At 39.3% G+C, this 20,492-nt stretch carries 16 protein-coding genes and 1 tRNA gene; 11 read left to right on the top strand and 6 right to left on the bottom strand.

The annotated features are described in order from the left end of the window. Window positions 1-17: 17 nt before the first annotated feature. Window positions 18-101, top strand: a tRNA-Leu gene (locus DXN04_RS05090). Window positions 102-671: 570 nt separating this feature from the next. Here the strand turns inward: DXN04_RS05090 and DXN04_RS05085 are convergent. Together DXN04_RS05085 and DXN04_RS05080 are read right to left on the bottom strand one after the other, a co-directional pair. Next, a complete protein-coding gene (locus DXN04_RS05085; RefSeq protein WP_116852197.1) occupies window positions 672-5,021 on the bottom strand; it encodes a caspase family protein in 4,350 nt (1,449 codons plus the stop codon). A gap of 291 nt (window positions 5,022-5,312) precedes the next feature. Next, window positions 5,313-5,933 (bottom strand): IS3 family transposase, encoded by a 621-nt coding sequence (locus DXN04_RS05080; protein WP_116852196.1) that lies wholly within the window; start codon window positions 5,931-5,933, stop codon window positions 5,313-5,315. 92 nt (window positions 5,934-6,025) lie between these two features. Between DXN04_RS05080 and DXN04_RS35735 the strand changes: the two genes are divergently transcribed. Beyond that, entirely contained in the window at window positions 6,026-6,205 is a 180-nt protein-coding gene (locus DXN04_RS35735; RefSeq protein ID WP_116852195.1) for an IS3 family transposase, read from the top strand. A 140-nt stretch (window positions 6,206-6,345) separates the two neighbouring features. Here the strand turns inward: DXN04_RS35735 and DXN04_RS05070 are convergent, their stop codons facing one another. The 4 genes from DXN04_RS05070 to DXN04_RS05050 all read right to left on the bottom strand — a co-directional run bounded on the left by DXN04_RS05070 (window position 6,346) and on the right by DXN04_RS05050 (window position 11,070). Next, window positions 6,346-6,645 carry a phage antirepressor KilAC domain-containing protein gene (locus tag DXN04_RS05070; protein ID WP_116852194.1) on the bottom strand — a complete coding sequence of 100 codons (300 nt, stop codon included), beginning with the start codon at window positions 6,643-6,645 and terminating at the stop codon, window positions 6,346-6,348. Between the two features lie 209 nt (window positions 6,646-6,854). Then, the gene (locus tag DXN04_RS05065) at window positions 6,855-8,387 is read right to left on the bottom strand and encodes a hypothetical protein (RefSeq protein WP_116852193.1); all 1,533 of its coding nucleotides are present in this window, start codon (window positions 8,385-8,387) and stop codon (window positions 6,855-6,857) included. A 1,226-nt stretch (window positions 8,388-9,613) separates the two neighbouring features. Next, the gene (locus DXN04_RS05055; protein WP_116852191.1) at window positions 9,614-10,417 is read right to left on the bottom strand and encodes a RipA family octameric membrane protein; all 804 of its coding nucleotides are present in this window, start codon (window positions 10,415-10,417) and stop codon (window positions 9,614-9,616) included. A 431-nt stretch (window positions 10,418-10,848) separates the two neighbouring features. After that, the gene (locus DXN04_RS05050; RefSeq protein WP_199414984.1) at window positions 10,849-11,070 is read right to left on the bottom strand and encodes a transposase; all 222 of its coding nucleotides are present in this window, start codon (window positions 11,068-11,070) and stop codon (window positions 10,849-10,851) included. A gap of 114 nt (window positions 11,071-11,184) precedes the next feature. Here DXN04_RS05050 and DXN04_RS35575 point away from each other — a divergent pair, with 114 nt between their 5' ends. The 9 genes from DXN04_RS35575 to DXN04_RS05010 all read left to right on the top strand — a co-directional run bounded on the left by DXN04_RS35575 (window position 11,185) and on the right by DXN04_RS05010 (window position 20,472). Further along, a complete protein-coding gene (locus DXN04_RS35575; RefSeq protein ID WP_262512440.1) occupies window positions 11,185-11,319 on the top strand; it encodes a hypothetical protein in 135 nt (44 codons plus the stop codon). A 27-nt stretch (window positions 11,320-11,346) separates the two neighbouring features. After that, window positions 11,347-11,664, top strand: a complete 318-nt coding sequence (locus tag DXN04_RS05045) for a hypothetical protein (RefSeq protein ID WP_116852190.1) — start codon at window positions 11,347-11,349, stop codon at window positions 11,662-11,664. A 304-nt stretch (window positions 11,665-11,968) separates the two neighbouring features. Further along, window positions 11,969-12,490: a hypothetical protein gene (locus tag DXN04_RS05040; protein WP_147319837.1), complete on the top strand. Its 522-nt coding sequence runs from the start codon at window positions 11,969-11,971 to the stop codon at window positions 12,488-12,490. Between the two features lie 852 nt (window positions 12,491-13,342). Further along, window positions 13,343-13,753: a hypothetical protein gene (locus DXN04_RS05035; protein WP_116852188.1), complete on the top strand. Its 411-nt coding sequence runs from the start codon at window positions 13,343-13,345 to the stop codon at window positions 13,751-13,753. 58 nt (window positions 13,754-13,811) lie between these two features. After that, entirely contained in the window at window positions 13,812-14,864 is a 1,053-nt protein-coding gene (locus DXN04_RS05030; protein WP_116852187.1) for a sensor histidine kinase, read from the top strand. After that, a complete protein-coding gene (locus tag DXN04_RS05025; protein WP_116852186.1) occupies window positions 14,861-15,577 on the top strand; it encodes a LytR/AlgR family response regulator transcription factor in 717 nt (238 codons plus the stop codon). The genes DXN04_RS05030 and DXN04_RS05025 overlap by 4 nt, the downstream gene beginning before the upstream one ends. A 588-nt stretch (window positions 15,578-16,165) precedes the next feature. Continuing rightward, a complete protein-coding gene (locus tag DXN04_RS05020) occupies window positions 16,166-18,559 on the top strand; it encodes an ABC transporter permease (protein ID WP_116852185.1) in 2,394 nt (797 codons plus the stop codon). A gap of 752 nt (window positions 18,560-19,311) precedes the next feature. Continuing rightward, entirely contained in the window at window positions 19,312-19,878 is a 567-nt protein-coding gene (locus DXN04_RS05015) for a phage tail protein (protein WP_116852184.1), read from the top strand. 36 nt (window positions 19,879-19,914) lie between these two features. Further along, complete coding sequence (locus DXN04_RS05010) at window positions 19,915-20,472, top strand: phage tail protein (RefSeq protein WP_116852183.1); 558 nt, start codon at window positions 19,915-19,917, stop codon at window positions 20,470-20,472. Window positions 20,473-20,492: the final 20 nt, after the last annotated feature.

Raw genomic sequence — 20,492 nt, 5'->3', positions numbered from 1 at the left:
TAACACGGTAATCAGTTGCCCAGATGGCGAAATTGGTAGACGCACTGTGTTCAGGTCGCAGCGCTCGCAAGGGTGTGCTGGTTCGAATCCAGTTCTGGGCACAAAATGGCTCTGTAATCAATTGATTTACAGGGCCATTTTTAATTTATGCTTGTCAATAATTCATAGGTTTTAACGCATTCTACCACTATATTGACAAGCAATTGACAAGCAGAAATTGTCCTAATACTCACACCTTTTCCTGGTGGAATTGGCAAAAACAAAATTCCTGGGATTCTTCTAATCGATCTATTGCCTACCCTTCCCTAAATGGCAGAATTAGAAAGGTAAAACTGGCAGCCCTGACAGCTGTTCAGGAAAAATTTCGAAAAATTCTTTTTCCACTATTATTTCCACTTATATCCGCATTCTTTAACGCCACCCTTAAAACGATAAATAGATCGCCTTATATCTATGGCACGGCATACCCATTGTTCACAGTATCCTATAACCCAAAAGCCGCAACGATATGAAAATAGGATCTTACCTAAACAGGACGAAAGATAAAGGATCTATTATTATGACTATGGCCGGCTTCCCGGACAGCGACCCGCTATAGGAGTATTTACTTATACCAAACCGAAGAACCAGACTGAAAAGAATCATAATAAGCAAGCCTTAGATAAGCATTTTCATTTTGATGTAAATGTATAATCCCAAAAATCATCCTCGAATTCCTTGAGGGTAAATTTCGCTGGCCCGTTTGTCTGAGCATCTTTAAGATTATCAATGAGGAGATACAGGAAGTTGATCTCCGTTATCTGACCAGTGTTGGTGGCGAGGTATCCCTCAATGGCTTTTACTGTCTTGTCATAATTTTCAGTAGACTGAATACCTATGTTGTAGATTCCATCAGTGGCCTGCTGAACCAGATATCTCTGCCGGTAGTCATTGGCTTGACATGTTCTACCCAATGTGATCAGCTTAAACAATTCCGGTAACGCATCACAGTTCGTAAGTTTTGGCAGTCCCTGAATATGTAAATTCGACTCCCCGGGGTTTGCAATGATATAGGCGGCGAGATATTGAACGCCTTCCACTGAATTCAGGGCGGTCAGATGACCTGCTATTGTCAGACGTTCCTCCTCTCCCCAGGTAGCATCCAATAACAATGGTTTCAGATATTCAATGAAAGCTGCAGGATCCGGGGTGTTCTTTCTGTAAGCGTCAATGGCTCCCAGACGCACTGTTACATCCTTGGCGTTCATCATAATATCACGAATTAATTCGAGATCCTTTGTCTCACTAGCAAAATAATTCAAGAACTCAAAGGAAAAATTTATTTTTTCTTCCGCGTTGATATACCGTGCCTTTATTGCCGGAAATACTTCCATAATATTCTGCTTGACTGCATATACCGCACTTGGGACCCAAAAGCTATGAGGCAGTTCTGTATTGTTTACATTGTCAATTATGCGGGCCTTCAGTTTACTGGCTCCCAATTTTTCCGCGATAAATTCAATAACACCATTCTGTACCTGGAATGTACCTGTTTCAGGATCTATTGTAAGTGCCAGCAATAACTCTTCCGGAAAAGATACCGGCAGGTGTTGTGCGAACCAGGCGATAGGCTTAAGCAAATCCCAATGTTGCAACAAATTCTCCTGGATATGCTCTTTAACGGCGACTGCTATACTGTACTCAGTTATTGTTTGGAGCTCTTCTGCACTGAACTTTCTGCTTTCAATGTGATAACCTTGAGAACATTCATAAATAAGCTTTAGAAACAGCTGCTTGAAAGCATTGCTGTTCTCAATCCAGTCTAGTGCCTGTTCTGCCGTAGGCAGTGGACCGGAATAAGTCAGGTGGTTGAATACCTTATATGTCAGCGGAGACAATCTTTCCATTCCCTGAATCCGGGTGCGCAGTTCATAACGTGATAATATTTTGCCATTTTCTAACCCAAAGATCGATTTGATTTCAGCCTTCAACGTAACAAAATCAAATAGCTGTTGAATCAGCTTTTGAAAATGTTGTTCCGGGGAGACAGTTGTGACTGCTTTCTCTACTACAAGACCGAGTGAACTATCTCCCGCAAACATCCTCTCCAAAGCCAGCTGTCCGTCGGTTTTTGCACGGCCCATAGTTTGGAATTTCAGCATCTCATAAAGCTCCTTGATTTCTGTACTGGAAACCCTGCCATTGTTATATTCACTTTGCAGCTCCAGCACAACAGCTTCAGTGATCATTAACTCAGCAAACTCTTTTTTCATATACGATGTCGCAGTCGGATCGCTCAGCATCATCAGGATAGCCTGTAATACCGTTCCTGTTTTTTCAAAGAATGTGAGATAATATCGGTCATCCCGAACATGCAGACCAAACTTTGACTGGCTGATCATATCCATTATGACATTGAAGAAAGTCGGATCTTTTGCGTAGAGCGAAGCCGCGGTTTCAGTTAATGCCGTAAGAACTCTGATTTTATCATCCTTGTACAAAATTCCGTTATGTGGTTTTTTGCTGTAATAGGCGAGAAACTCTTTAATGGCAGCCGGCGTTGATAACGCCGAAATCGCCCGTACCAGGTTGCTCCCTTCATCCATCAGGGTAGTACCACTGCGTTCATTTGGCCCGATAAGCCTTTCAAAATCAATGCCATCCAACAATACGGAAATATATTTATCAGAAGTATTACTTGCAATAATCAACTTGTACAGCCCTGCCCGGATATCTTCATTGTTTCTGTCCTTGTATAGGGATATACACTGATCAACAAATGGAAGATCAGAGGAACCGTACAGCCTCCCAATAACAGACATGATCTGGTGGACATATCCAGGATTTCCCTCGGCGTTCTTCAACATATCTAAAAGAATCCCTTTCAGCTCACTCAGAAAAGGTGAGATACCTTGAGGGCTAATATATTTGATCACCCTCAATACACTGCTGTATACACTCTCTGAGTCTTTCTGCGCAACTAAAATGTCCAGAAGGTATCTAGTGAAACCTCTGGTTTCTGAGAACCGGGCAAACTCTTTGTCATTATAGCGGCGGGACGACATCCAGACACCTCTTTTACGGAAAAATTCAAACAGACACACAGCGACGTCTGTACGTATTGATTCATCCACGCGATCCCGTTCAAAACGTATCATTGCAGCGGGATCATTATTCACCAGCCAATCCAGCAGTTGAGCCTTTTTTTCTTCTGATAGTATGGTTATAAGAAAAGAGAGCGTATTTATCCAGTATTGATCAACCGTAAGCACATGCTTTACAGCTATGATCTGTATTATTTTTAATACAGTAGAATCTGCCAGCACCTGCGCTGTCAATATCTCCTGAATGTTATTGTGATCGAACTTCCAGGTTCGGGTCTGGGAGTCAAATTGCAGGAAGGGTAAATAACGTAGCATTTCTTCATCATCAGCTGACTGTTGCAGGATTTGCACCACTTGTTCTTCAGAAAGGACTTTCGTGCCGAGTCTTGCCATTAACATGGCCAGCTTTTTCAACAACAGGTGTATTTTCGCCGGAACAAGCGTAAGTGGGGTGGTGTTTTTATACTTTTCCACGTTCTGCTCAATTGCATCCGTAATTGTGAGGTGAAGAAGCTCCGATCTGCCGACAGCCAGATGCTTATTCTTTTCGTAAAACGCAAGCAGCATCTTAAGAAAATATGCCTTCCCCGCGATGTCCTGAAACTCGCTGTCATTAAGTGCCTGCATGAACCGCCCGTTGTCGCCGGGTATTAGTTTGTTCACATAATCCTCTATTACCTGTTGATCAATATCATCCAGAAAATAAACCTTTGCATTAGTAATGGTACCGCCTACCCCATTAACAGGGAGTTTATAAAAGTTGGTTCTGCAGGTGACAACCACTTTCATAGTAGGGTTAGCTGCAATAAACGCATTGATCTTGTTTTCTGCTGTTTGAAGATGTTGACTACTGACGTCATCCAACCCTTCAAACATTACAACCAGTCTCTCAGCCGGGAAATTCTGCCAATAATCCGGAAGTATCTGATCTATGTCCTGACCAGTGTAGTTTACCAAGGAGACTTCCATTGGAAGGAAACGACCGTCCGCCCATAAATCCTTTTGAACATGATTTACTTCAAATGTTTTTCCGCTACCTGAGGTAGCCAGCAGAGTAACTACCTGGTTATCGATCACAACCTGGGTGAAGTTTACCCTTAGAGGGGAATCGAAAAACACTGCCAGAGGGTCAGTGTCTTTACCATATTCAATGACTGACCGTGTCAGATAAACATCACCCGGGCTTCCTTTTTTTGCCTGCAATTCAGCGGTGAGAACAGAAGGTTGCTGATTGGGATCTCTGTAAAACTCAAACAGTCCATCTTTATGTGACTTTACTGCTAGTGGCTTCAGCTGCGGCTGTTGTTTGTACCCGTTGCCTTTGAGTATGCTAGCAATATGATAGTGCAGTTCAATAACATCGATTTTGTCAGCGGATTTCAAGGTTTTCGCAAATGCCACAACGGTAGGGCTGCCTTGTCCCTTTTTTCCGTCTGTGACATTTTCTTCTCCACCGGAACTCAATATCCACCTGGAGTAAAGTCCGGGAGTGGCGTATGGATTAAAGCTTGCAACCGAGTTTAATCTCACATGAAGTGAACCGGAGAAGCAGCAGTCTGCAAAGAGAAGGATATTGGCGGCCCCCATGCCGTCAATATAGCTAGCCATTTCATCGCCGGTAATAAGTTGGTGAGGCCCGTCATTGTAATCATGCGTGATAAAGTCCATTTTCTGACTCACCATATTCAGTTCGCCATGGCCTGCAAAAAGTATGACAATATCATCCTCCATCTGGCTTTCTTTCTGCAATGTCTCCAGTGCCTGTAAAATACCTGCCCTAGTAGCCTCCCCATCCTTTAAAATCACCGGATTATCATAACCGAATGGTTTCAGGGCAGCTTGCAGGTTTACAATGTCAACATCCGTATTATATAGTTTGCCATATTTGCCCGAAGGATAATCATTGATCCCAATCATTAATAATCTCTTCTTCGACATTTCTTTTCTTTATTCAGCTTGTTATCACTTGGTTTCTATAATCAGAGCACATCAGCTGTACACTTAGTGACGGCCTTTCTTTCTGTACCTGTGTCTATTCTAAGTTAAAAAACTCCCGGCGATATTTTATCTTTTGTCAAGTAAAATGTGCATAACTAAAGGGCGGAGACACTTTGGAATTCACTGGGTATTGAGTTCCGTTTCCAGACAGGATAATTCCTTTTTGCTCAGTAGGAGGGGATATAACTTAGGTACTCCCCTTTTATTAGACAGCAATAGGTGGGTTATTATTTAATGAATCAATCTATTACTACTATTATAAAGTTTCTCTTTTTTTGTTAGTTTTTTTCTCTTTGTGAATAGCTGTGAATATGTGGATAACCTATCAGCAGCGGCATAAACATCAGCAAGAGTAACATATCCAAGGCCTTGATGTTTTCTTTCCCAATTATAGAATTCCACATAGCTGTGAATTCCTTTGTATAATTCCAGCGTACTGTCGTAAGCATTGAGATAGATGTTTTCGTATTTGATGCTACGCCAAAACCTCTCAATACAAATATTGTCCGTAGCTCTTCTGACACCATCCATGCTGATTGTCATCTCAATATTTAATACTGCTGAGGTGAATTCCTCACTGGTTAACTGGCTTCCCTGATCTGTATTTAAGATTTCAGGTGCGCCATACGTGGAAAGGGCCTTTTGAAAAGCTTCCAGGCAGAAATCAACAGTCATTGTATTACTTAGCGTCCAGGATAACAGATACCGGCTATGCCAGTCTATAATCGCACACAGGTACATAAAACCTTTTGCCAACGGAATGTAAGTGATATCCATGATCCAAACAAAGTTGTTTCTGTCCATATTAAGCCCCTTCAGCAAGTATGGATACTTCTTATGGTACCCTGTCAAGAATTCAGGATGTTATTCAAAGCAGGTCAAATAAGGCAAAGCAAAGTATGAGCCGTAAAGGGAATTGCTGAGATAACAGTGTATGTGAAAACTTGTTCAAGATTCTCAAGTCAGAAACAGGATTTAATATAATTTACGATTCATTTGAAGTCACCAGAAGAGAGATATTTGAGTTTATAGAAATTTGGTATAATTGCAGGAGAATACATTCCCGGCTGGAATATATGGCACCTGAGCAATTTGGAAATTCTTTCATCAAACAAGCTGCTTGACTAAATGTCTATTTTCTTGTTGCAAATCCAATTTAACTTTCATTGCCAAAATCTCCTTTTAGTGTAATTAAGAAATGAAAGGAAAGGCCATCTGTCCCGGCGCCTAGGCGTATGGCCCTTATTTTTCACTCATTGGATCTTTAAACGTTGTCAGGCTCCATTTCCTTTAAAAGGGCCTCAATAAATTCAACTCCCGCCTCTGACACCAAGACGGAGGGAAATGCTGTAATGAATAACCCTCTTTTGTTGTATTTAGGAGTAAACTGCATCTTGAAATACCCAGTGTCACAGTAGCATTGATAGGGCTCGTTATTTTTCATAATTATACCTTTCTCCCTTAGCAGTTTGTAAAGCTTGTTTCTACCCGTTTTTCCAATTTTTTTCGCGGTCTGAGCCATCGTAAACCATGCTCCTTCTTGGAGCTTCTCATTTCTTATCATATTTAGTCGTTTTATGCCATCAGACGATCCAGTACAATATGTACTGACCGGCTTCCGACTCCACTGCAATATGGTCAAAACATGAATCAACAAAAATAGCTTAACAACATAGCTTAACGGCCTAACCTAATACACTATATTAATTTTCAACAAACTACGCTTTAAAACAAAATAGCTTAACGCATCAAAAGTTAAGCTTTTGATTAAGGTTAAGCATCAGTTTTACCCGATTTCACCGCCAACATCGAAATAATCATTTTGTCGATGGCGATGCGATACTGGTCCTCCGTTTTTCGATGTTTCGTGGTCGTCGAGTAACTCACTGGCAGATTATTAAGTGGGCGATCATCCGCATCGACAAAAACAAAATGCAGTCGCTTCAGGAAATCAGACTGCAAATTCTGAGGGTCGATCAGTCCCTTGTCGCACAATTGTTTGAATAGATAAAAAAGCGGTTGCTTATTCACTGTCTTACTACGTGCTGTACAAGTCCATCTAATTCTCAGGGGTGTTTCGCAGCTCTTTCCGCTGAACGCACTGGCTAAGATCTCCAAGGAGGTTTCCTGAGAGATGCATATACCTTTCAAATGCGAGGAGAAGATTGCTACAAACCGTTCCAAGGGAATTCCTACTACTTGGAATACTTGTATATTAGGCAATGGTAGTGCTTGCACAAACGGAGTGTCGGCGGCCGGTAGAAGTGGGCTGTCTTTCAAAACGGCTTCAATAATTTCGTCAGGCTTACCACAAAAGACATTATATCTCTCCAACAGATATTTTATCATACTACGAGCGAATCTCTCCAGGAAGTCATACTTCTCATAGTCTTTATGCTGGGGTATTTTTTTTAGGAAATATTTTAGATGTTCCAGACACCTATTTACGTAAAATTCCGCCTCCGAATGGTTAAGGCATACACTTATACGATCATCAATCAACGATCGGCTTTGCTGATATTGGGAGTACATCACAGAAAAAAGTTTGTCACCAAACCTGGATTTATGTTGTGTCCAATCTCCAGTTTCGGAATCTTGCTCCCAATATATAGTCGTCTCGGTCTCTTTGTCCCAGGCAAGTTCGGTTACGTGGAAGTAGTCGTCTGCGGAAGGCATGAAGGCTTGCCTTAGCTTAGTAATCCCATTGCGAAAAAAAAGATAATCGAAGTATTCAAATGGCTTGTCCTGCGAAGATTCGTCAGGATCAGGTTTCATTGTGGGGGGCACTCTAAAGTCTGCCTGATTGGTCGATTCGATACCTTCCTTTAAGAGTAACAAGAATGCATACATTTTCACCAGATAATGATCCATCCAGTAGAAATGCTCCTGAAAATCCTGTTCTGTTTTGATTATTTTATTCAGCTCATCTCCTTCCGAAATGTTAGAAAATGAGAATTGCTTATGACAATAGAGTCCAGTCGATTGCGTGATTAGTTGTCGTTGGCAAGCTTCAATCTCCACTAAAAAATGCGCCAAGAATCTTAGTTTTTCCAGCTTCAAGTATACTTCGTCGACCATCCCTTCTAAGGACTGGATCGCTTTGTACATAGTATTCTGGAGGCGCTGTTTATATTTGGTAACGCTATCCTGGTAGTTAAACCGTATGACCTCCGAAGTCACATCCTCACCATCAACTTTTGCCACCAAGGCCTCCAGCGTGACCGAGGCTCTACCGACTAGTTCTAAAAAACTTACGAAATCGTCTCCAAACCTGAAGTCAAAAGTTCTAACTGATCCTTTTATCATATTCTCCTTAGTAGTTTACTGGATAATTTACTGCTGCAACAAATTAGCTCAATCTCATGTTTTCTCAAAATTGCATTAACTCGAAGTGAGTATTCCAAATAGATAAGACAATTTTAGATAGCTTTTGTTGACCATAAGATCTGCAACTTTTAAACATCGGACCAATCAGCAACGACAGAAGCGATGAAATGTGGATAGATAACTGTTTCGGCAGCAGATCGTATTTATTGAATCACTAATAGTAAACATTTCATATGGATCAGATGAGTATCGAGTGGCTACAGGTGATTCCATTGAACTCTGTAAGAACCCTAATTTCCCGGAACCGGCCCAGGAATTCCGGCCAGCAGATATACGAAGATGCCAGTGATTACTGCTGTAGAATCGGTCCTGCCCTGTACCCGATTTTGAAGGTCGGTTATGTCAGCATAAGTAGGCTCCATGGGCCAATAATTATTTTGATGCTATTAATGAGCTTAAATCCATGTATAACTGTATAGCCATTAGTTATTTTGAGCGAATACTCGTAACCCCGATGCTGCCATTTGCGACCTTTCCAACTGCCTTCTTCAATTTCTGACCTATTAAATAAACCCAGATCGTCAATATCTTCCAAACAATTGATTAATTTTTTGATGCAGTATTTGAATTTCTATATACAGGATACGACCGTTATTGGTAGGCTTACTACGGGATAACATTACAACTATATAACTTTTATCCGCCGCAACCATTATATTTATTTTATTAAAATAATCAAATATAAAATAGGGAAGGTAAAAGGTTTGATAAATTCTTCCTTCATCGACATTTTCTTCGTAGTAATCCGAAGTCAAGAGATAATGAAATAGAGGAAGATGTTTCTCCAAGCTATCAATCTGTAAGTATTGCTTGTGATATTCTACAAACGTCTCGGGTTTGAGGATAATCGTGTTGATTTTCAGTTTTTCATATACCTACTGAGACTTTTTATAAGCTTTATTATTGTTTTATAAGTTCCACCCCAGGGATAAATCAATTTCTTAAGATCTTTAAATGCCGTTTCTTTAATGGTCGGTTTTAAACTTTCAGGACAGTCCTTGTCTAGGAAGTGTATTGCTTGTTTTAAATTCTTTGGTATACACTCGTGCTGAGCTTATATGGGTATATTTATAAGTAATAAAAATGCCAAGTATACAAATATCTCATGCCTGATGTTAAATTTGTTTTTATATCTGTAAGTTCACCTATACTGAGGAATCTTTAGTGATTCCTCTACGCGTAAATAAAAGGTGGGTCTCGTCTTGTGATTTTGAGAATATACTTTCCTTTCCTGTTAAAGTTAACAGGACAAGGGCAGCAACAGCAAGAATAGTTACGTATCCGACTATAGAATAGAAGGAACCAAAACTTTCAACGCCAATAACTAAATAATTGGTTGCGGTATAATAGAGCAATGATAACCACATAATGATTACAAAGAAGTTAAGCACCTGATTAATTTTTGTTACACTATAAGGATAAGGTGATGTCAAGTTCGTAAATTTTTTGAATTTAAAATAATATCCCTGACTGACATTAGTTTTATATAGATGACCATATACTTTTCCTTCAAGTATTTCAGCGTGCTTTTCCCAGTTCATTTGCCAGTATTTACTACCACGGTTTACCAAGTACCAACTTGTCGAAAAAATGATCCCAAAGCAGTTTAAAAAGAAAACGACCTTCAAGCCCTGTTCATTCGAGCTATTCAAATTGGAAAAGGCTACAAAATATCCAGCAAATACAGCAACCAACATCGTCCAGTAGTAATTGGTTCTTTTCCAGTACATATCAATTTCGAAGCGTCTGGCATTGTAAACTTCCTTTAAGATATCCTCTAGTTTGCTTTCCTTGAAAAGATCAAAATATTCGGTCTCTGTTTTTATTTCTTTAATAGGCAACACCTGGTTATTATTAGTGTCTCTTTTTCTGAAAATGCCGGCAATCCAGAAAAAAATAAAAAGCGCAGGCAAAAGGAACAGCAGTAGGAATAGGCAATCTGGTTTCATTAGGTTTAGTTCGTTTGTGATCGAAAATATAATATTTCTGAGGCAAGCATGCCCTCTGCAAACAGTAAAACATCATGGGAAAGAAATTGTTTAACTTTATTTACCGAAGCATGTAGCTTTTATTTCATGTAAGATTAGTATCAGATACTCTTCAAGATTTTCAATGGCCTTATTCATACAGCTTATTAATAATCAACATCAATTGGTTCGAGAATTTACCGCTACTGGGCACTTGGAAAGGTTGATAATCAAAAGGTTATCAACCTTTCTCTTTTTACGCTTGTCATTTTCATGTCGCGGGTCAATCATAGGTATCAAGTTGAATCTCTGGGGGATTTGTTCGTTAAGCATAGATTTTAGATAACCTGAACAGAAAGAATTCTACGTCTCTTACCCCTCTCATCGCATTTCTAAACGCTTTGATCTTCGCATTAAACAGACTCAGCGGCTGCATTGGTAGCTCTGTTGTTTAAAAAGTTGAGAATGCCCAGATAATGATGCTGGATAGTTCTGGTAAGGGTTTTAAATGAAGGCAGGCCTGCCTCCTCCACATCGTTGTAGGCATGTTCTTTACTCGTAGAATGACGGAAAACTTCTCCTAAACGTAATGATATCTGATACCCATTATGAATGATGGTACATCTGGCAAACAACAGTTCTTCTCTTTATCTCTGTTCACATGTCTATGCTCCAGGGTACTTAAATAACAAGTAACGGTTTCGTACCAGGAGTTGTTTAGCACTATCTCCACTGTGCAAAATATCAGCTTGATAAGCACACCCTTGTCGTTTGGCCTGACCTATCGCAATATTTTCTTCCTCCCAAACCTGCCAGCGGTGATTGATACGGCAGGTAGCCCCCAAACCTTCAGATATGATCAGCCCTTATCCGGCAATGGATAATAATCCTATAAGGTATGCCGATACGAAATGAGATACTATTTTGCTGCGGATATCCTGAAGAGTAAGTTCTGGGGGGAAGCCGCCTATAAGATCTGGGCCGTTTCTATGCAAGGGCAGGCATTTAAGAAATTATCTGGAGCTGAAGAAAAGTTTGCAAGGATCAATGTAACTTTTACAGCATTAGATCTCAGGTATAGAAGTAGGAATACGAAAGCATACCTGGGTGATAAAACGACTGGAAAAAAGAAAGAGATGAAGGATGAGGTAACATATAATGGTGTTCAGCATCTGGCTCAGGGGCGAGTGGATCCTAAGTCAAGTCTCAGCTTTTTGAAGAATGAATGATAATGGAACAAATGTTGGATTTGAGAATGCAGAGGCAATATTATATGAGACGCAGCATGTAAGATTTGACCGGAGGCTCTTGCGGCAAAAGGGAAAATGGATAAGGCACCTTACCAGCATTTGGGTTTGATGAAAAATAAAGAAATTGGAATGGTGCAAGGAAGGTTTTGATTTCTAAAATGATCCCGCTCATACAAAGCACTGGCTGCCGGACCCCCAGGATCGAATTAAAAATTCCCTTCATAAAAATGAAACTATTCTACAATTTATTAATATAAAATTCAGGATTTCATAAATTAAAAGCATGAAGTTATTATTAATTCTCTTAATGGTTTCCTTAGCCGCTTGTATGGAAAGGACCAATGTAAAATCAGATCCAAAAATGAAGGTAGATTCTGTCTCATTTTTCTGGACATATAAAGATTCAGTGACAGTGTTGAAGTTCGGCCTTCACCGGGAAAATATGCTGTATAGCTGTACCAGTACCAGGGAGTCTTTTACGCTGTTATATGACTCAGTACAGCAAAAATGGCTATACAAAAACAGTTTTGATAGCGGCACCATGTATGTGGAAAAAGAGAATGCATATGAGGAAAATGGTACCTGGTATAAGGTGAGCAAGCTCATTATGAACAAAGGCTTAACAGATGGAGAGTCTACATACATTGTTGAAAAGAACGCTGGTCTGCTGGTTACAAAATCCAATACATGGCGCTATGCGATGTTCCGTAAAACGGAGGATCCTCATTTAGCGGCTGTCATTTACAGAGTTACTACTGATCGTGATTTTTATGATAATGATACAACGGGTATGAGCATATGGTAACTCAATCTTTTTATAATGGGAGGAGGTTGTTTCATAATAAATGAAGCACCCTCTTTTTTTGTATAAAAATCATTGTATTGTTAACCAACATTTTATCAACTCTTCCTATATTTAAATATGGCAATTTGTGCCAAACATAAATTTTAAATAACCTGAACAGAAAGAACTCTGCATTCCTCCCGCTGTCATTTTTAACACTTCGATCTTCGCATTAAAGGACTCTTCGGCTGTATTATTAGCGTTGTTGCCAAACAAGTTGAGAATGCCAGGCAATAATGCCGGATAGTGCTGCCACCGGCTTAAAACAACGGCAGGCCTGCTTCTTCGTCACCATTATACCATAATGCCAGCCTTTTGAAAGCCTCCTCCTTACTCGCACAATGGCGAAATACTTCTCATAAGCATAATGATAGTTGATACTTTTATGGATGGCAGAATATCCTGTAAACAATAGCACTACTCTTTGTCTCTATTCGCGCGATGCATAAATAACAGATAAAGGCTTCATACCAATTACAAATCCGACCGGACTACATTCCTCATAAGGATGCAAGATGTCCTCGCTAAATATCAATGAACTCCAACAAACTTATCCAATTATAACGATAGTTGCAATAATTCCATTCGTCGTCCTATCACAAGGGATGTTGTATTTTCTTAAATAATCCTAATTTGAACAGACCAGAATAATTTTGAAATTTATAGTTGAATGGCAAAATTGCCCATGTTTACATACAGCAAATGCTATTTCAAATAAGAAAGTTTTAGCCGTTAGTGTGTCAGGATAAATTTGCTCATGATTTCGCACCAACATAGCGAAATCAGCAATTGGTAAATTTAAAAACTTCTAAAATGAAAAAAGAAACATTCATCCGGTTATTTGGAATACTGCTTATTGCTTTCATGACTGCATGTGCCAAGCCATCTTATTTTGGGAACACTTATCCACCAACTTCAAATGTTGACGTATATCTCGACAAGGCTGACATCAGGAAGCAATATACCACCATGGGATCTACCACCCTAGATAAGGGATTTGGTTCAATAGAATCCACTCAGCAAAAAGTGATCGAGATGGGTAAATCCAAAGGAGCTGATGGCGTAATTATGACACTCACAGAAGATGTGGTCGTTACCCAACAAAATGGCACAGCCATTGCAAGTAAAACGAAGAAAGATAAGGTTATCGCCAATTCATCCTCTCAAACGAGGGATATTAAAGAAACAAAAATAATTGCAACCTTTATTAAGTACATTCAGTAAACCTATAAAGGATTGCGTAAGCTTACTTGCGCAATCCTCCTTTATAAATCCTTCACAGATGTTGACTACCTTTGTAAAAGTAAATTACAGGCGATTGCTTTTACTGGCATTATTTTCCTTATTCTTATATAGCACTTTCTTCTTCCTTTGGTATGTAGTTGATCCCGGTCGGACCACTAAAGAATTTACCAGTCCGTGGAATATATTGCTTTTTTTAGTAGAATCTGTTATTACTCATTACATATTGATATTTGAAGTGATCATTCCCGCCATGCATAAGGAGCGTAAGTACCGCTACTTACTAATGATCACAATGCTGCTTTTTCTCATCAAATTTATATTGAACTATGGTTACTTTTTAATTCAGCGGGACAATAATGTTGTTTCTACCAAAACATCCTTATCGCTGAACACAATGAGCTGGCTATTGCTGATAGTATATATATTTAACATTATAACAAGTTTTTCAATAGCGCTGTATGTGGAATGGATAAGAAAAGGCAAAGAACGAATCATGCTGGAAAAACAAAGAACAGAAGCAGAACTCAGTGCATTAAAACACCAGATCAATCCTCATTTTCTATTTAATTCGTTAAGTTTCATTTATGGAAAAGTTATTAAACTGGATAAGGAAACTGCCGATTCGATACTGATACTCGCGAATATTATGAGGTATGCATTAGGTAAAAGCGATGCAATGGACGGGCAGGTAAGTATTATGGATGAGTTAGAGCATGCGAAAAATGTTATTGAAATTAACCAGCGCCGCCATAACCGGCAGTTGTATATTCATTATGAAGAACAGATCGATGACCAGTCTATCAGGATAATTCCGCTGGTGCTGATTACCCTGGTGGAAAATGCTTTTAAACATGGCGATCTGCACAACGCCGCTCATCCTATGCAGATAAAAGTGTATACTCATGTAAACGAATTCTCATTTTACATCAGGAATAAAAAAGGAAAAGGTATTAAAGAGTTGTCTAATGGAGTGGGCCTTCAGAATATAAGCCAGCAACTCAGCCTCACATATGGACACCGTTGCAGTTTCATGTTGCAGGACGAGGAACAATTCTTTAGCGTATCGTTAAAAATAAACTGGAACATATGATAGATTGTATCATTATAGATGACGAGCAGCATGCCATTGATCTTCTTAAAGAACATATCGATCAGGTACATTTCCTACGTCTAGTCGGTACTACCACAGATCCGGTAAGAGGTCTGACAATGATTACAGATTTACGACCAAGACTTATTTTTCTGGATGTTCAGATGCCAAATCTGACCGGTATAGAAATACTAAAACTCATCGGTAAGGACACCTATATAATCATGACAACGGCCTACAAAGAATATGCACTGGAAGGCTTTGAACATGCCGTTGTGGACTATCTGTTAAAACCGATAGCTTTTATCCGGTTTCTGAAAGCTGTTAATCGTTTGTGGACATTTCACAATTCCACCCAATTAAAAAATGACCAGGATAATTACGTATTTGTAAAAACAGAACAAAAAGGTAAATTACTGAAGATCGATTCGCGCAGGATCACATATATTGAAGGGCTGGGTAATTATGTTGTCATCCAGATGGACGACCACCGGAAGATCACCGCCTACCTTAAATTGAAAGAACTTGCTGAACACCTTTCCAGGATGGGTTTCGTACGCATACATAAATCGTTTATTATATCACTCAGTCATCTTACTGCTATAGAAGGTAATATGGTCCGGATACTGAACGAAACCAAGCCAATTGTTATAGGAGAAGCATATAAAAAAGAATTTTTTGAACTGGTGAATGCGAGATTACTTTCATCCTAATCGGGAATAAATGCAATAATTGATTTCCGATCGTTATTTTTCATTTTACGTTTTGTGATGCTACTTTGCATTCACCTCAATCTGGCTTGATCAACAGTTAATAATAAAAACTGAAAAATTCAATTCTTCCATTTTGACATTTGCCCACAAGTGGTGAAATCTGAGATTTCCGGGCAAGCATCTCGGTTAAGCTTTTATAGGATCAATCGATCTTAATCTATTAATTACCAGTATAATTTGATTCGAAAACCTACCGCTACCGGGCAGGCAATGGCCCCATAATAAATTGGTTTACAAAGCATTTTGTATTTATCAATAAATCACAGGTTTTAACACGCTATACCACTATTATTGACAAACAGATATTGTCATGCTTTTCCAACATAACCTCCTTCCAAACCTCCATTCCCATTGATCCTTCTGATAGATCCATGACATGCAATTTGATTTACTGTAATAAAACCGCACACTTGTTGTATCAAAACCGAACACCCTACCAAACACAAAACCTATTAACACATTGATTATCAACCATTAAATTAATGGCATTCTCTTCGCGAGTTATTTTTACACCACATAGATTGAAATATGTTCAAAAATTATCTCAAAACCGCATGGCGTAGCCTTAAAAGAAACAAAGTCCATTCATTCATAAATATAATCGGGCTTGCAGTAGGTATTACTGTTGTTATGCTAATTGCTTTTTGGGTGTATGACGAAACATCATACAATACTTATTTCAAAAATTACAACAGCATTGCCAGGATTAAACAAAATCAAACCTTTGAAGGAAAAATATATACCCAGGATGCTATTCCTTTTCCATTGGGTAAAGCTTTACAAACAGAGTATAGCAGCGATTTTAAGCATGTAATTATGAGCTCCTGGCAGGGCGATCATATTCTAAATTTTGGTTTAAAAAGCCTGACACAATCGGGTATGTTTATGGACCAAGGTGCTGATGAGATGCTCTCCTTAAAAATGCTGTATGGCAAGTATGGCAGTCTGGGCCAGCCCAACGATATCCTGCTCTCTGCCTCAGCAGCCAAAGCTTTATTTGGCAATGAAAATCCGATGAACCGCCAGTTGAAAATTGACAACGAAATGGATGTAAACGTGGCTGGTGTGTTTGAAGATATACCACAAAATACAGAGTTTAAGAAATTGAACTTTATTGCCTCCTGGAATTTGTATGCTTCCAAAATATGGGTGAAAAAAATTCAAAACGACTGGACAGATAATTCCTTCCAAACTTTTATTCAGCTTGCGAATAACGTAAATATCAATAGCGTTAATAAGAAAATCGCTAATATTAAATACAATAAAACTGACGAAGAGGATAAAAAAAATCATTCCAAAATATTCCTCACACCCATGCGTAACTGGCATTTACATAACAATTGGGAAAATGGCGTTGCTTCAGGCGGCCAGATTGTATATGTATGGATGTTTGGAATTATCGGTATATTTGTGCTGCTGTTAGCCTGTATCAACTTTATGAACCTCGCAACAGCAAAAAGTGAAAAACGCGCAAAAGAAGTAGGCATTCGCAAAGCCGTGGGCTCCGCACGAAAAATGCTAATAGAGCAATTTTATCTGGAATCAATATTAGTAGTTACAATTGCATTTGGATTTGCCTTATTGTTTGCCGCCATTGCGCTACCCTGGTTTAACAAACTTGCCAACAAGCAAATGAATATTCCATGGACAAATGCTTACTTCTGGTTGACAGGTATTCTATTCATCTTTATTACAGGCATTATTTCAGGTAGCTATCCTGCGTTATACCTGTCATCTTTTAATCCCATAAAAATATTGAAAGGAAACTTTCGCGCAACACGTCATGCATCCATCCCAAGGAAAGCATTAATTGTAATGCAGTTTGCTATTTCACTAATTTTAATCATTGGAACTATTGTAGTGTATAAGCAAATAACATATGCACAAAACAGACCCATTGGTTATAGCAGAAATGCTTTGATTAGCATCCCGATGACCACTGAAGATTTTGGGAAAAACTATAATGCTATTAAAACTGAATTGATGGGTAAAGGCATTGCAGAAACTGTAGCCACTTCATCAAGCCCCCTCACACGTTCGTGGTTTACAACGGGAGGATATACCTGGCAGGGGAAAAACCCCGACCTAAATCAGGATTTTGTAAAGTATTTCGTATCACCCGATTTTGGTAAAACCATCAACTGGCAAATTGTACAGGGAAGAAATTTTTCATCAGCATTTCCTTCCGATTCCTCCGGACTTATTATTAACGAATCTGCTGTAAAATACATGGGTTTAAAAAATCCCGTAGGTGCTCTTATCACCAAAAATGACAGTACGCAGGCTACCTATCAAATTGTAGGTGTTGTAAAAGATATTGTTACGGAATCTGCTTATGAACCTGTGCAGCAAACGTTCTATTTTTTTGATAAAGGCGGCAAAGCCAACTTTATCTTTATTAAACTCAAGGCCAATAAAAGTGCACATGTAGCTATTGAACAAACCGGCGAAATTTTTAAAAAATATATTACCACTGCCCCCTTTGAATACACCTTTGTAAGCGATGATTTTGCAGAAAAATTTTCCAATGAAGAACGAATAGGAAAGCTGGCAGGCCTATTTTCGGCTTTGGCAGTTTTAATTAGCGCCCTTGGCTTATACGGCATGGCATCTTTTATGGCCGAACAGCGAACTAAAGAAATAGGCATACGTAAAGTGCTGGGCGCATCTGCCATTAATGTATGGGGATTATTGTCAAAAGAATTTATCGTACTAGTAATCGTTGCCATAATGATTGCTGTACCCGTCGCCTATTATTTAATGCACAACTGGCTGCAGAATTATAACTATAGAACCAATATCCCCTGGCAGATTTTCTTGCTATCAGGAATTGGAGCGTTGGCGATAACGTTAATGACCATAAGCTTTCAATCCATTAAAGCAGCAATTGCCAATCCGGTAAAAAGCCTGACGACGGAGTAAGAGTAGCATATAACATTAATAAAACCTCCCTGATCAAAACACGCTATCACCATTTAATTCCCTGTGTAAAAAAGAAACTCCCAGGTTTTTGTATTTATACCAGTGCAAAGGCAGGATACCAATAAAAGAGAATGACATTTTTGGTTCAAACCGAAACTAAATCTGTGAGGGATAAAATAAGGGACTGACACTTTTAAAGATAAAAATTCGTGGCCCTATAAACACTGGCACTTGATAAAAAGAACCCATAATTGTCCTATTTTCAAGCACATAATGTTAATCATTTATAGAGAAAAGCGATTTTGATTTAATTTTTCCTTAATTTAGAAACATCAAAGACACGAAGATATAAACGAAAAAAAAGAACGGATTATAATAAAAAAAAATTTCATTAAACCTTTGAAATGACTTAACTGGGTGCAACAAATAACCCAGGATTGGCCCCAAAACTTGCTGGTGAAGGAGTAATATTTCCTACTGCAGGGCAACCTTATCTATAATTACGTACAATTAAATATTAGTTCCATGAACATTTATTCCACCTTATCCTGATTGTCTATTATGCAGGCACAACGAATGTCCAGCTTAGTCTGGCAGGTAATTCCATGTTGATGAATTGCAAATACTGTTTTGTAAACGTTTAAAATCTACAGCATTAACTCCATTTAACCCCTTCCTCATGCTAAATAACAGGAATGGGAGGTTGAATTTTTATTCCATACACATTCTATTATTCACAAAAATTTAAAATTATGGATGGTTTTATCGGTGAAATCAGAGCTTTCTCCTTTGGTTACACGCCTGAAGGCTGGTTGTCCTGTGACGGCTCTACTTATTCAGTCTTTTCCCAGCAGGCCTTATATGCAGTGATAGGCAACTATTACGGAGGCACCCCGGGGCAGAATTTTAAAGTACCGGATCTACGTGGGATCACACTGCTTGGAAAGAACCCGGCAGTAAGCGGGTTTAATGTGGTAGGCGCTTCCGGAGGTGCTGACACGGTTACCCTTACTTCCAATAACATAGCTGCACATAATCACCAGCTGAAGGGAGTAACACGTACCGCTAACGGGCAAACGGGAGGCGCTCAGTCACAACCCGGCCCTACTGTTTATTTAACCAATGCTTATGCGCTTGGTACCAGTAAAGGTATTATAGCCTATTCAAACACTGTCGACCTGAATGTGCCGTTTGCGCCGCAAACGATTAGTTTTAACCCTCAGACAACATCCGTTACCCCACACTCGAATGTGTCTCCTTACCTAACACTTAACTATTGCATCTGTGTGAATGGTGCTTTCCCCATCAAAGTCAATTAAAAACCAAAGTTTTAATCTCAGCTCAAAAACACTACTATGGACAATTACCTTGGCGAAATCCGCAACTTCCCCTACTCCAGAATACCTTCGGGATGGCTGCCTTGTAACGGGCAGGAATTATCGGTAAACGGTCATCAGGCACTGGCTGCTTTACTGGGACAAACATATGGAGGAAATGGTTCCACTACATTCAAATTACCTAATCTCAATGGTCGTACGATTGTTGGTTATGGACCCAGTGCAAGAGGTCAAAACTTTCCTTTAGGACAATTCGGTGGTACAGAAACTGTAGCCCTTACTGATCCCAATACTATTCCTCCACATAATCATATGATGTATGGCAGCAATGTTTATAACATTGGAGGGCCAAACAATAATTACCTGGGAAATCCAAATGTACCCGCCAGCAGCACACAAACATCAAAAAACACAGCACAGGTCAACCTCTATGCGCCTGCAGCCACCCCTACTGTAGACTTCCCGGATGTAATAACCAGCACAGGAGCCGGAGCACCGCATGAAAACAGGATGCCTTACCTCGTCACGAATTATTGTATCGCATCTGAAGGACTCTGGCCTTCACGCAGTATATAGCTTTTATTAAACGTTTAAAA

It is taken from the genome of Chitinophaga silvisoli (assembly GCF_003412465.1).
GTDB lineage: Bacteria > Bacteroidota > Bacteroidia > Chitinophagales > Chitinophagaceae > Chitinophaga > Chitinophaga silvisoli.
This window is presented reverse-complemented; position numbering and strand designations above follow the sequence as displayed.

What these genes read in the sequence shown, in the direction of transcription:
- DXN04_RS05070 (WP_116852194.1), bottom strand. Translation starts at nt 6,645, where the DNA reads ATGATAAGAAATGAGAAGCTCCAAGAAGGAGCATGGTTTACGATGGCT.
- DXN04_RS05035 (WP_116852188.1), top strand. Translation starts at nt 13,343, where the DNA reads ATGAAAAAAGAAACATTCATCCGGTTATTTGGAATACTGCTTATTGCT.
- DXN04_RS05055 (WP_116852191.1), bottom strand. Translation starts at nt 10,417, where the DNA reads ATGAAACCAGATTGCCTATTCCTACTGCTGTTCCTTTTGCCTGCGCTT.
- DXN04_RS05045 (WP_116852190.1), top strand. Translation starts at nt 11,347, where the DNA reads ATGAGATACTATTTTGCTGCGGATATCCTGAAGAGTAAGTTCTGGGGG.
- DXN04_RS05040 (WP_147319837.1), top strand. Translation starts at nt 11,969, where the DNA reads ATGAAGTTATTATTAATTCTCTTAATGGTTTCCTTAGCCGCTTGTATG.
- DXN04_RS05025 (WP_116852186.1), top strand. Translation starts at nt 14,861, where the DNA reads ATGATAGATTGTATCATTATAGATGACGAGCAGCATGCCATTGATCTT.
- DXN04_RS05085 (WP_116852197.1), bottom strand. Translation starts at nt 5,021, where the DNA reads ATGTCGAAGAAGAGATTATTAATGATTGGGATCAATGATTATCCTTCG.
- DXN04_RS05020 (WP_116852185.1), top strand. Translation starts at nt 16,166, where the DNA reads ATGTTCAAAAATTATCTCAAAACCGCATGGCGTAGCCTTAAAAGAAAC.
- DXN04_RS05065 (WP_116852193.1), bottom strand. Translation starts at nt 8,387, where the DNA reads ATGATAAAAGGATCAGTTAGAACTTTTGACTTCAGGTTTGGAGACGAT.
- DXN04_RS05030 (WP_116852187.1), top strand. Translation starts at nt 13,812, where the DNA reads ATGTTGACTACCTTTGTAAAAGTAAATTACAGGCGATTGCTTTTACTG.
- DXN04_RS05015 (WP_116852184.1), top strand. Translation starts at nt 19,312, where the DNA reads ATGGATGGTTTTATCGGTGAAATCAGAGCTTTCTCCTTTGGTTACACG.
- DXN04_RS05010 (WP_116852183.1), top strand. Translation starts at nt 19,915, where the DNA reads ATGGACAATTACCTTGGCGAAATCCGCAACTTCCCCTACTCCAGAATA.